Annotated in this window: 18 protein-coding genes and 1 other annotated feature; of the genes, 8 read left to right on the top strand and 10 right to left on the bottom strand. The window is 41.5% G+C overall.

The window, feature by feature from the left end:
• The first annotated feature begins 124 nt into the window (after positions 1-124).
• Genes DVW06_RS09385 through DVW06_RS09375 form a run of 3 tightly spaced genes read left to right on the top strand, consistent with a single transcriptional unit; the run spans position 125 to position 3302 of the window.
• Positions 125-1357 (top strand): SPFH domain-containing protein, encoded by a 1233-nt coding sequence (locus tag DVW06_RS09385; RefSeq protein WP_005472382.1) that lies wholly within the window; start codon positions 125-127, stop codon positions 1355-1357.
• Between the two features lie 17 nt (positions 1358-1374).
• A complete protein-coding gene (locus DVW06_RS09380) occupies positions 1375-2499 on the top strand; it encodes a hypothetical protein (RefSeq protein ID WP_003127086.1) in 1125 nt (374 codons plus the stop codon).
• Entirely contained in the window at positions 2496-3302 is an 807-nt protein-coding gene (locus tag DVW06_RS09375) for a TPM domain-containing protein (RefSeq protein ID WP_003127085.1), read from the top strand. The genes DVW06_RS09380 and DVW06_RS09375 overlap by 4 nt, the downstream gene beginning before the upstream one ends.
• Positions 3303-3391: 89 nt before the next feature.
• Here DVW06_RS09375 and DVW06_RS09370 read toward each other — a convergent pair whose 3' ends face one another.
• The gene (locus DVW06_RS09370) at positions 3392-4360 is read right to left on the bottom strand and encodes a pyridoxal-phosphate dependent enzyme (RefSeq protein ID WP_003127084.1); all 969 of its coding nucleotides are present in this window, start codon (positions 4358-4360) and stop codon (positions 3392-3394) included.
• A gap of 284 nt (positions 4361-4644) precedes the next feature.
• Here DVW06_RS09370 and DVW06_RS09365 point away from each other — a divergent pair, with 284 nt between their 5' ends.
• The gene (locus DVW06_RS09365; RefSeq protein WP_003127083.1) at positions 4645-5664 is read left to right on the top strand and encodes a branched-chain amino acid aminotransferase; all 1020 of its coding nucleotides are present in this window, start codon (positions 4645-4647) and stop codon (positions 5662-5664) included.
• A 183-nt stretch (positions 5665-5847) separates the two neighbouring features.
• Entirely contained in the window at positions 5848-6021 is a 174-nt protein-coding gene (locus tag DVW06_RS17205; protein WP_005472376.1) for a hypothetical protein, read from the top strand.
• A gap of 196 nt (positions 6022-6217) precedes the next feature.
• On the opposite strand, the gene rplL is transcribed toward DVW06_RS17205, so the two are convergent.
• The 4 genes from rplL to rplK all read right to left on the bottom strand — a co-directional run bounded on the left by rplL (position 6218) and on the right by rplK (position 8624).
• Positions 6218-6589 carry a 50S ribosomal protein L7/L12 gene (gene rplL, locus DVW06_RS09360; RefSeq protein ID WP_003127081.1) on the bottom strand — a complete coding sequence of 124 codons (372 nt, stop codon included), beginning with the start codon at positions 6587-6589 and terminating at the stop codon, positions 6218-6220.
• 55 nt (positions 6590-6644) lie between these two features.
• Entirely contained in the window at positions 6645-7145 is a 501-nt protein-coding gene (gene rplJ, locus DVW06_RS09355; RefSeq protein ID WP_003127079.1) for a 50S ribosomal protein L10, read from the bottom strand.
• A gap of 74 nt (positions 7146-7219) precedes the next feature.
• Positions 7220-7346, bottom strand: a sequence feature (ribosomal protein L10 leader region).
• 61 nt (positions 7347-7407) lie between these two features.
• Entirely contained in the window at positions 7408-8097 is a 690-nt protein-coding gene (gene rplA, locus DVW06_RS09350) for a 50S ribosomal protein L1 (RefSeq protein ID WP_003127078.1), read from the bottom strand.
• 104 nt (positions 8098-8201) lie between these two features.
• A complete protein-coding gene (gene rplK / locus DVW06_RS09345; protein WP_003127077.1) occupies positions 8202-8624 on the bottom strand; it encodes a 50S ribosomal protein L11 in 423 nt (140 codons plus the stop codon).
• A 299-nt stretch (positions 8625-8923) separates the two neighbouring features.
• On the opposite strand from rplK, the gene sdaAB reads away from it, so the two are divergent.
• The gene (gene sdaAB, locus DVW06_RS09340; RefSeq protein ID WP_021151063.1) at positions 8924-9589 is read left to right on the top strand and encodes an L-serine ammonia-lyase, iron-sulfur-dependent subunit beta; all 666 of its coding nucleotides are present in this window, start codon (positions 8924-8926) and stop codon (positions 9587-9589) included.
• Between the two features lie 13 nt (positions 9590-9602).
• Positions 9603-10478 carry an L-serine ammonia-lyase, iron-sulfur-dependent, subunit alpha gene (gene sdaAA / locus DVW06_RS09335; protein ID WP_003127075.1) on the top strand — a complete coding sequence of 292 codons (876 nt, stop codon included), beginning with the start codon at positions 9603-9605 and terminating at the stop codon, positions 10476-10478.
• 198 nt (positions 10479-10676) lie between these two features.
• On the opposite strand, the gene DVW06_RS09330 is transcribed toward sdaAA, so the two are convergent.
• From DVW06_RS09330 to rpmG, 5 genes are all read right to left on the bottom strand, one after another.
• The gene (locus tag DVW06_RS09330) at positions 10677-11585 is read right to left on the bottom strand and encodes an alpha/beta hydrolase (protein WP_005472371.1); all 909 of its coding nucleotides are present in this window, start codon (positions 11583-11585) and stop codon (positions 10677-10679) included.
• A gap of 115 nt (positions 11586-11700) precedes the next feature.
• On the bottom strand, positions 11701-13053 hold the full coding sequence (locus DVW06_RS09325; protein ID WP_137264578.1) for a DUF1576 domain-containing protein: 1353 nt from the start codon (positions 13051-13053) through the stop codon (positions 11701-11703).
• 126 nt (positions 13054-13179) lie between these two features.
• Positions 13180-13722 (bottom strand): transcription termination/antitermination protein NusG, encoded by a 543-nt coding sequence (nusG, locus tag DVW06_RS09320; RefSeq protein WP_003127071.1) that lies wholly within the window; start codon positions 13720-13722, stop codon positions 13180-13182.
• A gap of 121 nt (positions 13723-13843) precedes the next feature.
• Entirely contained in the window at positions 13844-14014 is a 171-nt protein-coding gene (secE, locus tag DVW06_RS09315) for a preprotein translocase subunit SecE (protein WP_003127070.1), read from the bottom strand.
• A 12-nt stretch (positions 14015-14026) separates the two neighbouring features.
• Entirely contained in the window at positions 14027-14179 is a 153-nt protein-coding gene (rpmG, locus tag DVW06_RS09310; protein ID WP_005472365.1) for a 50S ribosomal protein L33, read from the bottom strand.
• 157 nt (positions 14180-14336) lie between these two features.
• On the opposite strand from rpmG, the gene cbpA reads away from it, so the two are divergent.
• Complete coding sequence (gene cbpA, locus DVW06_RS09305) at positions 14337-14975, top strand: cyclic di-AMP binding protein CbpA (RefSeq protein ID WP_003127068.1); 639 nt, start codon at positions 14337-14339, stop codon at positions 14973-14975.
• Positions 14976-15026: the final 51 nt, after the last annotated feature.

Below are 15026 nucleotides of genomic sequence, written 5' to 3'. Positions count from 1 at the left end.
TTTTTTATTCAACTTTTGCCTACACTTCTACAACTTTGGTCTAATACATAGAAAATACGGAGCTATGGTATAATGAATGTACATTCATCCATTGGATGATGAAAATTTGTAAGGAGGACTGAAAATGGGTATTATCAAAGCTGCAACAAGCACGATTGGCGGAGGTCTTGCCGACCAATGGCTAGAGGTCTTCGAACCTGACAATATGGGCGACACGACAGTGATGACTAAAGGTGTGAAGGTACGGCGCAATGACAAACGCGGTTCGAACCGAAAAGGAACGGAGGATGTCATAACAGATGGATCTGTAATCCACGTCTACCCTAATATGATGATGCTGCTGGTCGATGGTGGAAAAATCATTGATTATACAGCAGAGGAAGGCTACTATACTGTCAAAAATGACTTGGCTCCTTCCATGTTCAACGGTTCCTTAAAGGATGCCATCTCTGAAACGTTTAATCGCTTCAAATTTGGTGGCGTAACACCTCAAAAACAACAAGTTTTCTATATCAATTTGCAAGAAATCAAAGGAATCCGCTTCGGGACTTCTTCTCCATTAAATTATTTTGACAACTTTTATAATGCAGAATTATTCCTAAGAGCCCATGGAAATTACTCATTGCGAATTACTGATCCGATCTTATTCTACACCAACGCGATTCCAAAAAATAAAACACAAGTTGACATCAATGACATTAACGAACAATATTTAGCAGAGTTTCTGACTGCTTTACAGACAGCCATCAACAAAATGTCAGCGGATGGCGAGCGCATCTCCTATGTTCCATCAAAAAGTATGGAATTAAGCAAATACATGGGTGAGGTTTTAGACGACAGTTGGCGCGAACTGCGAGGAATGGAAATCGTTTCAGTCGCTGTTGCAAGCATCTCTTATACGGATGATTCAGTGAAACTGATCAACATGCGTAATCAAGGTGCCATGTTGGGTGACCCAAATGTTCGTGAAGGGTATGTTCAAGGTTCGATCGCACGTGGGATGGAATCCGCAGGTAGTAATGCTGCCGGTGCAACAACCGGATTTGTTGGTATGGGCATGGGGATGAACACAACTGGCGGTTACTTGAATCAAGCAGCTCAAAACAATCAGCAACAAATCCAGCAAAACCAAGAAAATCAGCAGAAACAAAACAATGGCGATAGTTGGGACTGCCCTCAGTGTGGAACAAGCAATACGGGTAAGTTCTGCAGCAATTGCGGTACAGCAAAACCTACAGGAACCCCAAGTTTACAAATGAAATGTTCAGAATGTAGTGAAATAATTGATTTAGCAAATGGAATCCCGAAATTCTGTCCCAACTGCGGCAAGCCATTTAAGGGAGTTCCTTTAGACTAAATGAAGGAGGAACTTAAATGGATGTCATTACGCATAAATGCCCCAACTGCGGCGGTGCGCTAACCTTTGATCCTGGTGATCAAAAATTCCACTGCCCCTTCTGTTTGAGTATTTTTACAGAAGCAGAAGTAACAGCCTTTGAACAAAAACAAAAAGAAGCCCAACTTGCAGATGGGACTGCGCCGGAAAATCAGCCGATCACTGATGATACGGAACCGGCGCTAAAAGAAGCTATCACAGAAAAAACCGAAGAAAAGGCGGCCCAAATGGACTTGTTCCTTTGTCCTAACTGCGGCGCAGAGATCGTCACTGATGCTACGACAGCAGCTACTTACTGTTATTTCTGCCACAATCCAGTCGTCCTTTCCGGCCGTCTTTCTGGAGAATTCTTACCTAACAAAGTTTTACCTTTTGCAATCGAAAAAGAAGAAGCAACCGCTAAATTTCTGGAATGGGCACAAAAAAAATGGTTCGTACCAAGAGACTTCTTCGATCAAGCGCAAGTTGAAAAATTGACCGGTGTTTATTTCCCCTACTGGAGGATCGATGCCGAACTAGATGGCCAACTATCTGGAACTGGAACTTCTTTAAGAATTTGGCGTGTCGGCGAGATCGAATATACAGAACACAAACAATTTGCTGTTTCCAGACGCGGAAAAATGCGTATCAATGAACTGATCAAAAACGCTTTATCCAAGAATGTCCAACAAAAAATGGTTACCGGGGTCCAGCCTTTCCCATTGGATAAGGCCGTTGACTTTCGCAGCCAGTATCTGGCAGGATTTCAAGCAGAAAAACGCGACATTGAGTATCAAGCACTTAAGAATGAAGTACAACAGGAACTTTCCGGTTATGCTGAAAATCTCCTAAGCAGTACCGTTAATGGTTATACAAGCTTCAATCGGACCCAGCGGGACATTGAGATCACGAAAGAAACCAATCATTACGTCCTACTACCAGTCTGGCTGGTCACTTATCGGGCAGATGATCCGAATAAGAATGCTTTTTATTATGCGATGAATGGCCAAACCGGTAAAGTCAGCGGTGTCTTGCCCATCAGTTACAAACGCTTAGGATTTACGAGTGCAGCGATTTTTGCTGTGATTGCGATTCTAGGGATGATTGGAGGATATTTCCTATGAGAAAATTTTCCTGTTTTTTCCTAATGGTTGCCGGATTTCTACTGACGACGGTCACTGGCGTGGCAGCAGAAAATACCGTTACTGATAACGCTGGTCTTTTTACTCCCTCCGAAATCCAGAGTTTGAGCGAACAAGCCGATCAGTTGAATGAGAAAATCAAAGGTGAAGTTTTTATCGCAACGACAAATAACAAAATTGACGATATTGAATATACCACCGACCGTTTTCTCGCCGATCGCATCGGAAATGATCAGAATGGCTCGGCATTGATGATCGATATGGGCAACCGTAATCTTCATGTGTCCACCTCAGGAAATATGCTCGATTATATCAACGACGCTCGTCTTGATGATATGTTGGATAATATTTATGATCAGATGACGGCGGGTAATTACTATCAAGCCGCCCGGGTCTACTTGGAGAATGCAGCCAGCTATGTAGAAGCGGGGGTTCCCGGCGGTCACTATCATGTGGATCGTGAGACAGGCAAGATCACTTATTATAAAGTGCTGACCCCTTTAGAAATCGGCATTAGCTTATTGGTAGCTGCAGTGATCAGTATTGCTTTTTTCATCATTGTCAAATCAAGATACCAATTAAAAATGGGTGGATACAAATACCCTTACCAAGAAAAATCCAGCATCAAATTGACTCAAAAAGAAGATCGTCTGGTCAACTCCTTCGTAACGACTCGCCGAATCCCACGTCCACCTAAAAATAATGGCGGCGGCGGTTTTGGCGGTGGCACCACTACTCATTCTTCCGGCGGCGGAACATTTGGCGGCGGCGGTCGCAGTTTTTAGTAAACGTTTCTTCTCCTCTGAAAACTGGATCGAAAACGGACTAAAAAAGATGATCTTCAGACGACTAGTTGGTCTGAGATCATCTTTTTTTAAATGATTTCTTTAAAAACAGAGAAATCGATATTCCCGCCTGAAACGATTGCGACTGTTCGTTTGCCTTTCAGCAAATGATCGATTTGTCCGCTTAGGATAGCAGCCGTACTCAGAGCACCTGCCCCTTCAGCAATCACTTTTTCTTTTAAAGCCAAATAATGGATGGCAGTTTCGATATCTTTCTCTTCAACTAAAACGGTTTCATCTATGCGCGAGCGCAACGTTTCATAAGTCAATTCTCCAGCCAAAGCCACATCGCACCCATCTGCCAATGTCTTACTGCTGCGATTGGCTATCAGTTCTTGTCGCCATATAGAGGAAATCATCCCATGTACTTGATAAGATTGAACACCAATAATATTAGTTTCCGAGCGTAATTGTTTGATTGCTAACGCAATGCCTGCGATCAAGCCGCCTCCACCGATCGGTACGATGACATTATCCACATTAGGCAAATCTTGTAAAATCTCTAACCCAATCGTTCCTTGCCCTTCCATTACCGCTCGATCATCAAAGGGGGAGACAAAGACCTCACCGCTACGTGACATCGCTTCCAAAGTAATTTGTTTTGTATCGTCGAATGTCTCTCCTGCTAAGATCACTTCAGCGCCATAATTTCTCGTTGCTTCTATTTTTGTCTTCGCTGCTTGAAGCGGCATAAAGATCCGTACATGTATCCCTAGCAGGGCGCCTGCTAGTGCAACACCTTGCGCATGATTACCTGCTGAACAAGCAATTACCCCTCTTTTTTTCTCTTCCTCTGTCAATGTTGCTAATTTGTTGTAGGCCCCTCGCGCCTTAAAGGATCCTGTACGCTGCAGATTCTCTAGTTTCAGATAAATTTCTCCTGCCTTTTCTGCGCTAAGAATATTGCTTGGTGCGGCAGGTGTATGGATCATGATTGGTGCCAGTCGCTGATAAGCATCCAGGACACCTTGGATTTCAGAAACCGCTTCTTTGATCACCGAAAGTCCTCCTAATCGATTTTTTTCTACCCTTATTGAAGCATATCTGTTCCGTAAATACAATCTAAAGTGCTCGACGTTCTGCCAAAATCCTTCCCCCTTTTTATCAACAACTGCAGAGCTCCAGATAGGCTTGAAAAAAAATTCTGTGAATATAAAGTCTCTAGTAATAAGCTTTCATCATGATGTTAGAAATGAAAATCATTGCGATGAATTTTCAGAAAATAATGACTTGATGGGCGTTCCATGCTATACTAGGAAAAATTAAAAAAGGAAGTGACTCTATGCAAATCGATTGGGAAAATTTAGGGTTTTCGTATATTAAAACCCCTTGGCGCTTTGTCGCAAAATGGAAAAATGGCTCTTGGGAACAAGGAGCATTGACTGAAGATAATATTCTGCATATTCATGAAGGTTCTCCAGCATTGCATTACGGTCAACAATGCTTTGAAGGCTTGAAGGCGTATCGACGACCAGATGGCGGGATCAACTTGTTTCGTCCAGATGAGAATAGTAAACGATTGAATCGAAGCGCTCGTCGCTTGCGTATGCCGTTCGTTCCCGAAGAGATGTTCCTCGATGCGGTCAATCAAGTGGTCAAAGCAAACCAAGAATTTGTACCGCCTTACGGTACCGGGGCTACTCTATATTTACGGCCGCTATTGATTGGTGTAGGCGAGAATATCGGCGTTGCACCTGCGCCAGAATACTTGTTTATTATTTTTTGCATGCCGGTCGGATCATATTTCAAAGGCGAGCTGGCCCCAACGAACTTTATTGTTTCAGATTATGACCGTGCAGCACCAAATGGTACCGGCGCTGCAAAAGTAGGCGGAAATTATGCTGCCAGCTTATTACCAGGATACGAAGCCCATGAACGGAATTTTTCAGATTGCATTTATTTAGACCCTGAAACACATACAAAAATTGAGGAAGTGGGGTCCGCTAACTTCTTTGGGATCACGGCCGAAAATGAATTCGTGACACCAAAATCGCCATCAATTTTGCCTAGTATCACCAAATATTCTCTCCTTTATCTTGCAGAACATGCTTTAGGATTAACACCTGTCGAAGGAGATGTGTATGTGGATCAACTGGATCGCTTTGTTGAAGCAGGCGCTTGTGGAACCGCTGCGGTTATTTCACCTATTGGCGGAATCCAAAATGGAGAGTCTTTCCATGTGTTTTACAGTGAAACGGAGGTCGGTCCTAAAACTCGTGCGCTATACGATGAATTGACGGGTATCCAATTTGGTGAGCGCAAGGCTCCAGCTGGCTGGATTTTTGATGTTCCTCTTGATTAATCAATGAACTGATTGGGAAAATCAAAAAAATTTATAGAGCTCCCCTCTTTGCTCTCACGCCTGAAAGCACCCAAAACAATTAAAGAATGGCGCATCTTTTTTTCGTTTTGACAGGAGCCTTTTCTTAAAATAATTGCTCTCTCGTCAGTCAATTGTTACAATCAAAGGCAAGGGGGAATTATGATGGCAAAACGCTTAATTTTTTCATTGATTGCTACGGTCATCTATTTGGTCGTATCCAATATTGGGAATCTTTTTTTTGGGATCAGTCGTACCTTTAGTTGGACAACTACTTTATGGGAAGCATTATTCTTTTTTATCTTCATTTTTCTTGTTCAGCAATTTCGCAAAAAATAAACAAGCCTAAGTCAGCGGCGCTCAGCGCTAGTCTTAGGCTTGTTTTTTTATAAAAAGTCCTCGACGCCTCAACAAAAATACGGATCACTAATAGTAAGACAGCGTCATTTTCTCAAACTGAAATTAGAATCATAAACAAAAAAAGAGCTAGAACCCTTACTTAAAAGGAATTCTAGCTCAAAAAAATCAAAAATGATTATTTAACTGTTACTGAAGCGCCAACTTCTTCTAAAGCAGCTTTCAATGCTTCAGCTTCGTCTTTAGAGATGCCTTCTTTAACTGCTGAAGGAGCTCCGTCAACTACAGCTTTAGCTTCTTTCAAGCCTAAACCAGTTGCTTCACGAACTGCTTTGATAACTTTAACTTTTTGGTCGCCAGCTGCAGTCAATTCTACAGTGAATTCAGTTTGTTCTTCAGCAGCACCAGCGTCGCCAGCTCCACCAGCTACAGCTACAGGAGCAGCAGCAGATACGCCAAATTCTTCTTCGATAGCTTTAATTAAGTCGTTTAATTCTAAGATTGTCGCGCCTTTTAGCTCTTCGACAATGTTTTCAATGTTCAATGCCATTTTGTTTTCCTCCATTTAATTAGATAGTTTAGTTTATAGTGTGATTATGCGGCAATTAAGCTGCATCTTCTTCTTTTTCGGCCACTGCTTTGACAGCGTAAGCCACGTTGCGGATAGGTGCTTGTAGCACAGACAGCAACATTGAAAGAAGTCCTTCGCGGTTTGGCAATTTTGCCAATGCTGTGATTTCTTCCAAAGAAGAAACTTTGCCTTCGATGATACCGCCTTTGATTTCTAATGCTTTAGCCTCTTTAGCAAAATCGTTCATGATTTTTGCAGGTGCGACAACGTCTTCGTTACTGAACGCTACAGCAGTCGGGCCAGTGAATACTTCACCAAGACCTTCTAGACCAGCTTGTTCAGCAGCACGTGAAAGGATAGAATTTTTGATAACTTTCATTTCAACGTTTGCGTCGCGTAATTGTTTACGTAGACGAGTTACTTCGTCAACAGTCAATCCACGGTAGTCAACGACTACTACAGATGCGGCTGCTTTGAATTTTTCACTCACTTCATCCACAATTGCGGCTTTTTTAGCGATAGCTGCTTCACTCATTTTAAATTTCACCTCCTGATTTTGATGGAAGAGTTTCAAGAAAACATTTCTGTCTTCATTTGTCTTTATCAAGAGATAAAAACAAAAAAACTCTATGCCACCGTAGACATAGAGGGACTATTGAAGTTTCTCAATAAACGTCCTCGGTAGGAAATTAAGACTGACGTCACCTACTGTCTTCGGTACAGTTAAACTTTTAACCTTGACTACCTTACCATAGATAAGGCAGCCAAGTCAACAAAAGTTTTGTTTTTTATTCAAATTAGAAAGAAGCTTGATCTACATGGATACCAGGTCCGAAAGTTGTCGTTACAGAAATGTTTTTCATGTATTGACCTTTCGCTGCAGATGGTTTAGCTTTTACTAAAGTTTCGTGGATTGTTTTGAAGTTTTCAACTAATTTGTCATCTTCAAATGAAACTTTACCGATTGGTACATGAACGTTACCAGCTTTGTCAACACGGTAAGTCACTTTACCAGCTTTTACTTCGTTAACAGCTTTTGTTACGTCCATTGTAACTGTACCAGTTTTAGGGTTTGGCATTAAACCTTTAGGACCTAAAACACGACCAAGTTTACCGACAGTTGCCATCATATCTGGTGTTGCAACAACAACATCAAAATCGAACCATCCGCCTTGGATTTTTTGAACCATGTCGTCGTCTCCAACGAAATCAGCACCAGCTGCTTCTGCTTCTTTGGCTTTTTCACCTTTCGCAAAAACTAACACTGTTTGTGTTTTACCAGTACCGTTTGGTAGTACGACCGCACCACGGATTTGTTGGTCCGCTTTTTTAGGATCGACATTTAGTTTGTAAGCAACTTCAACCGTTGCGTCGAATTTTGCAATATTTGTTTCTTTTGCCAAAGCTACTGCTTCTTCAACTGAATAAGCTTTTGCAGCGTCAACTTTTTTCAATGCTTCTTGCATTTTTTTGCTTTTTTTAGCCATTTTGTTTCCTCCTTGATGTGGTTATAACGGTAGAACCTCCCACGTGTCCCATATTTTTCAATATAGAGCCGACTGAGAAGCTACTTCCTTAGGGTCTGTAAAAATTATTCTACAGTGATCCCCATGCTTCGTGCAGTTCCTTCAACCATGCGCATAGCTGCTTCAACGTCAGCTGCGTTTAGGTCTTCCATTTTCAATTCAGCGATTTCTTTTACTTGATCGCGTGAAACTTTTGCAACTTTGTTTTTGTTTGGTTCGCCTGAACCTTTTTCAACGTTTGCTGCTTTTTTCAACAATACTGCTGCTGGTGGTGTTTTTGTAACGAATGTGAATGAACGGTCTTCGTATACAGAGATCACTACTGGAATGATCAAGCCTGCTTGATCAGCTGTACGTGCATTGAATTCTTTTGTGAATCCCATGATATTGATACCCGCTTGACCTAGTGCAGGACCTACTGGCGGAGCTGGTGTTGCTTTACCTGCAGGAATTTGCAATTTAACGATTTTTTCTACTTTTTTTGCCACGAGACATACCTCCTTGAGTCCGTGATGTGGTTAATTGGAGATCCATATTTCTCCTCCCACTTTAGTGAATCATGTGCGCACACAAAAAACGTGTGAATAATGCACACTGAGATATTATAGCATCTCAAAAGAAATTTGCAAGAACTCTTGGCGAATTTTTTTGCTTTTTATGGAGAAAATCGGTAAAACAAAAAAAAGATTAAAAAAATCCCATACAGTTCCACTCATTGCTCTATTTCTCCATATTTTATGCTAAACTACATCTGGATTTCTCCCATCAATTAAATGAGGTGAATAGAATGGAACCTTTAAAATACCGAAGTGTCTTTGATATTATTGGACCAATTATGGTTGGACCCAGCAGTTCCCATACCGCAGGTGCTGCTCGAATTGGCAAAATCGTGCGCCACATCTTTGGCGAACAGCCTGACAGTGTCGATATCCTTTTGTATGAGTCCTTCGCGAAAACTTATCGCGGCCACGGAACAGATATTGCACTTGTCGGCGGTTTGTTAGGAATGGAGCCCGATGATCAGCGCCTTGCTGACTCATTAAAGTTAGCCTATGAGCAAGGTCTAGAAGTACTCTTTGTTCCGAAAAACGAAAAAGCCGAACATCCGAATATGGTCAAAATGATTTTAAAAAAAGGTGACCGCAAAATGTCCGTTACCGGCATTTCAATCGGCGGTGGGAATATACAAATTTCTGAATTGAATGGTTTTAAAATCTCATTGACTTTAGGTACCCCTACCTATGTCATCGTTCATCAAGATGTTCCCGGAATGATCGCACGTGTCACGAATCTACTTTCTGAGGCACAAATCAATATTGGTACGATGACTGTTACCCGAGAGTCCAAAGGAGAAAAAGCCATTATGATCATTGAAGTGGATGAACGAAATGATCAATTGGCACAACAAATCAAAGCACTGCCCCACGTTTATAGTGCGGCTTATTTCGATTAAAGGAGGATTCGTCATGTTTTATACGATTGAAGATCTTGTTCTTCAAAGCAAAAATTATGCATCGATTGCAGAGATGATGATTGCGGTCGAATGCGAAAACTCAGGGCGCACTCGCGAGCAAGTCATTGCACTAATGGACAAAAACCTGACGGTCATGGAACAATCCGTTGCCGAGGGCGTTGCTGGAGTGACCTCTGTGACGGGATTAACCGGTGGCGATGCCACACGAATGAATGATTATATACAGGCTGGTGATTTTCTAAGTGGTGAGACGATCTTGCAAGCCGTTCAAAATGCCATTGCTGTCAATGAAGTCAATGCCAAAATGGGATTGATTTGTGCCACTCCTACAGCTGGGAGTGCCGGTGTTGTCTCTGGTGTGCTGATGGCTGTTCGCGATCGTTTGCAGCTGTCTCGTTCTCAACAAATCGATTTCCTCTTTACTGCCGGAGCCTTCGGACTAGTCATTGCGAACAATGCTTCGATATCCGGAGCAGAAGGCGGTTGTCAAGCGGAGGTTGGTTCTGCCAGTGCCATGGCAGCAGCAGCCCTCGTCTGTGCTAAGGGTGGGAGCGGACATCAAGCTGCTCAAGCAGTAGCCATTACACTAAAGAATATGATGGGATTGATTTGTGATCCTGTCGCTGGGTTAGTCGAAGTTCCTTGCGTGAAGCGAAATGCTCTCGGTTCCTCACAAGCATTTATTTCTGCTGATATGGCTTTAGCAGGAATCGAAAGTGTGATTCCTCCGGATGAGGTCGTCCACGCGATGTACCAAGTAGGACGGCAAATGCCAAGTATTTTTAAAGAAACAGCCGAGGGCGGGTTGGCCACAACGCCTACAGCACAACGTCTACAAGCGCAAATTTTAGATGCCGCTGAACACTAAAAGATGTAAGAGTCTCAACAAATAACATATCCGAATGATCATTAGATAGCACCCGCGGCTCTGCAGGTCCTCGTTACTTATGCACGAGAAGAATAAGCGATCTCCGATCATTCGGATATTTTTATCTATTTGCTACTACTAAAAAAACAGATAGAACTTATATCAAAGTTATTCTTACAGCTTTTTGACGACTATCAGTTATTTCTCCCATAAAAAAGCAGCAATGTCTTCATCTACTTCTTGATTTTCATGCAGCTGACTATGCTGTGCCTGTGATCCTTTAATGATTTTTTCAGTCACAGAATAGCCATTCGCTGCCAATAAATGGTTGATCGCCAAGGCACTTGTGGTCGGCACAGTGCCGTCCGATAGCTCTTCATCAGATAATTGCCCAGCAATCAGCTCAATCGGGAGTCGATGCCCCCCTTGCTTCAATAGTCCTTGAAATTCCTGGTAGCGTGGAGAAGCCTCCGTTGGTCCGTTTGTCACTAAATCAGTGATAGTCTGTCGTGAACTCGTATCAATAAATTCATTGAAAGGCGCCCCGATCGCTATAAATTTAGCTACTTTTGGCAATGCGGGATCCAGTGCTTCAGCCCCAGCTGCACTCAGCTCTCCAAATGTTGTGAGATAGCGAAAACCACTAACTCCCCCCATGGAATGTCCGACTAAATTTACTTGCTCTATTCCTTCCTTTTTCAGATAAAGCAACGCTTGTCGGATCCATTCTGCTTGATTCCATTCATTATTTTGATTGTCAGCGAACAAGACCTGAATGGTTGGATTTACAGCTTTTTTAGAAAGCACTCCTTCCGTTGAAACTGTCCCATCTGGTGAAATTGTTAGAACCATTTCATTGCTCACCCAATCTTTTTGGGCAAAACGCTGTATCATCCCTCCAAATGATGCGGGACCTCCTTGATAACCATGAATAAAGAGTGTTGGCGTGGTCGTTTTCTGAACGGGTTCGGTGGTTGATGTTTCTGCCGAAGCAGTCGTTGTCTCCGTTGGCTTCTGTGTACTTTTTTGTGCTGAAACATTTGAGTGAGTTGCTGCTTGACAGCCGCTAAGCAAAACAACCAGACATAGAAATAGCCATTTTTTCATTTACAGTCCCTCCAAATCGGGTCTAGTATAATCCCTTTTGAAACAAGAAACAAGCAATAGCTAATGTTTACTCTTTATTCAAGAACACTTCATTCTTTACTCGTTGCTTGGTAGGTTACCTTTTCTTTGCCTCCGGACTGTTTCTTCCGTTTAAAAATCGAGGTGTCCGCGATTTGTGAAAAAAATCGAGCAATGGAATGATCATCATCGCAACGAGCCCTCCGGAAAAGCCATTATTGTACAGATTCAATCCACCATGAAGCACATCGATATTCAAAACCATCGACGTATGAATGAATCCCACGATCATCCCCCCTTTCCACCCGTAAGCATTAGTCACCGCACAGAGCATCATTGCAAAAATAGCCGCTGTAACGGTTACTGTTTCAGTCATTGCGTAGATATTCATTGTATTTGCTAATAGCACACCGGCAAATAAGGGCAGCGCGTTAAAGACATGGGCACCACAAGCAGAAAAACCAATGACACAAAACATCGCACCTGCAATGGGACCATTGAGATTGACACCTAGCATACTCACATAACTCATTAACAGCAATCCCATTAACCCCATATTAATCATCGTATTATAAACGCCACTTTCACGTAAAATATCGTATTCGATTTTGCCGCTATGAGACCATATTGCCCGCATGTTCAACCGCTTGCGTTTAACAGCCATTGCTAACCCATAGCCAATCATTAATAAAGACAGCGACACCATCATAATAACCAGTGGAAGATTGGAGCCTTTAGAAACGATTGCTCGCAATTCGATATCAAAACCAAACATTCGGCAAATTCCTGCAACCATCGTACACAACATGCCAGAAGTAAAGCCGGCACTATAGATACTGACTTTTTTAAATAATGCTTGAAAATGCAGTGCTAAAGGAACCATGATCAATCCAGTCAAAACACCGATCAAATAACCGATGAAGCTACCGAAATAAGCTGGAAGTGAGTCATTGAATGCAAAAAAACTAACGATGGGTGAAACGGAGGAACCGTACAAAGCAATGAGAAGATATTTTTTGAGGGGTTGATTCATTAAATAGGAATAGAGACGAACACCTAAGAAGATTGGAATAAAATTGAACAGATTTTTGCCAAACAAACCATACCCCGTAACCATGAAGACGGCTGATATCATTCCTCCAGTAACCGGAACTCGGTAATGGTAACAGACCGCGATCGCAACAAAAGTCATGATCGACGCATTGAACAGTGCGCCACCTACAGAAGTCAGCGCAACGTAATCCGTTACTAAATGGCTTTCCGAGAACATGATTGTAAGCATTTCACGAAACACTTTTTGAGGTTCCATAAAGATCACGGCAGAAAGCAGCAAAAACAAATTAAAAGCAAACAACAAACTATAACCATTATGTACGGAAATCACACCTCTTTTTTCCAAATGTTGATCAAAAAAATGGCGTTGACAAATCGATGCGAGAATTTTCTTCATAGGACCCCCTTTTTATAAAACGCTTTCTTTTCGTGAGATAAAAACAGCGGGCCAATAACGGTCCGCTATCACCAATTTTCAATTTTATTTTACCTTATTTTGACAAAAAACACTACAGTTTTATACTTAGATTTTATCTACTTGTTCAAAATCCAATTCTGTACTTGTTTCTCGACCAAACATATCAATATTGACTTTTAATTTTTGTTTTTCTTCGTCGATCTCAGCGACTTGTCCTTCTAATCCAGAGAATGCACCTTCGATGATTTTAACTGTTTCACCAATCTCCACTTCCAATTCAACTGTTCGAGTGCTCATACCGATTGAACGTAAGATAGAGTTGATTTCTTCTTGTAAAAGCGGAGCTGGTTTGCTTCCTGCTCCATGAGAGCCGACAAACCCAGTCACTCCTGGTGTATTACGAACAACATACCATGATTGATCCGTCATGACCATTTCGACGAGGACATAACCTGGAAAAGTTTTGTGAACGATCTCTTTCTTTTTCCCATTCTTTTCTTCCGTTTCGACTTCTTCTGGTACGACAACACGAAAGATGTAATCGCCCATCCCCATGCTTTGCGCCCGTGATTCCAAGTTCGCTTTCACCTTGTTTTCATAGCCGGAGTAAGTATGCAAGACATACCAATTTTTTTCAAAAGATTCCATTGTATTCGGTCTCCCTATCTTTTTGTAAAATAAAAAAACCTCAGTTGCACCGAAGTTTTTCCTCGAATCAATTATACCACGATTTGTTTTACTTGACTAGTTGCTGATAATCCAGCAGCATTTATTTCAAAATCAAATCAAAAACAGTTTGAATCAGCGTATCCATCACAAAAAACATCACTGCAAAAATAATTGTCGTTTGGATCACAACAAAAGTATCTCTGCGTAATTGCTTTCTTGATGGCCAAGAAACATTTTTCATTTCAGCAAAAACATTTTTCATAAAGTTCATCAAGATTCCTCCTTACTTCGTTTCACGATGTAGCGTGTATTGATTGCAGTATTTGCAAAATTTGTTAATTTCAAGGCGATCGCCTTTTTTTCCTTCACTGACTGATTTCGAATAGTTGCGGGATCCGCAGACAGAACAAGCCAAAGCTGCTTTTTTTGTTGCCATTTCTGATGTCCTCCCCCTTTATACAAAGTTTTCCAAAATTAAAAATACCATTTTTCAGTGAAAGTGTCAATTTTAGATTTTGACACGCAAAAATATAGTTTCCGCTGATTTTATGGTATTATAGAGATGTGAATTGGGTATTTGGGAGGGAATTGTTATGTTACTAAAAACAATGGTTTACAAAAAACGCGACTTAACTACGATCAAAGAAACAGCTACTTTAGAAGAAGCCTTGGAAATTTTAGAAGATTCTGGCTATCGCTGTGTACCGATCTTAGATGAATCCGGCAAAATCTTCCGGGGAAACATCTATAAAATGCACATCTATCGTCACAAATCGAATGGTGGAGATATGACATTACCAGTGACACACCTGCTTAAAAACGCGACAAAATTTATTTATGTCAATTCTTCATTTTTTAAAGTCTTTTTCACGATCAAAGAGTTGCCATACATTGCCGTATTAGATGAAAACAATGAGTTCTATGGGATTTTGACCCACAGTTCATTATTGAATATGCTGTCTCAATCTTGGAATGTCGAACAAGGAAGCTACGTGCTGACTATCGCATCAACTGGCACACAAGGCGATTTAGCGATCATTTCAAAAATCATCGCGAAATACAGCAGTATTGCCAGCTGTATCACATTGGACATCGGCAAGGATGAATTTATTCGTCGGACATTGATTACTTTACCAGCGAATACGTCAAAAGAGCTGTGCGATAAGATCATTTATCAGTTAGAGGCAAAAAACTTCAAAGTTGTTGAAATTGAAGATTTGAATGCAGAATAACAAAAAAGATCATCTCTACCGTAGGTTTTGGTAGAGATGATCTTTTTTTAT

The organism is Enterococcus sp. ARL09-542 (assembly GCF_005234805.1).
Classification (GTDB): domain Bacteria; phylum Bacillota; class Bacilli; order Lactobacillales; family Enterococcaceae; genus Enterococcus_D; species Enterococcus_D gallinarum.
The sequence above is the reverse complement of the archived record's forward strand: the minus strand, read 5'-3'. Positions and strand labels throughout refer to the sequence as shown.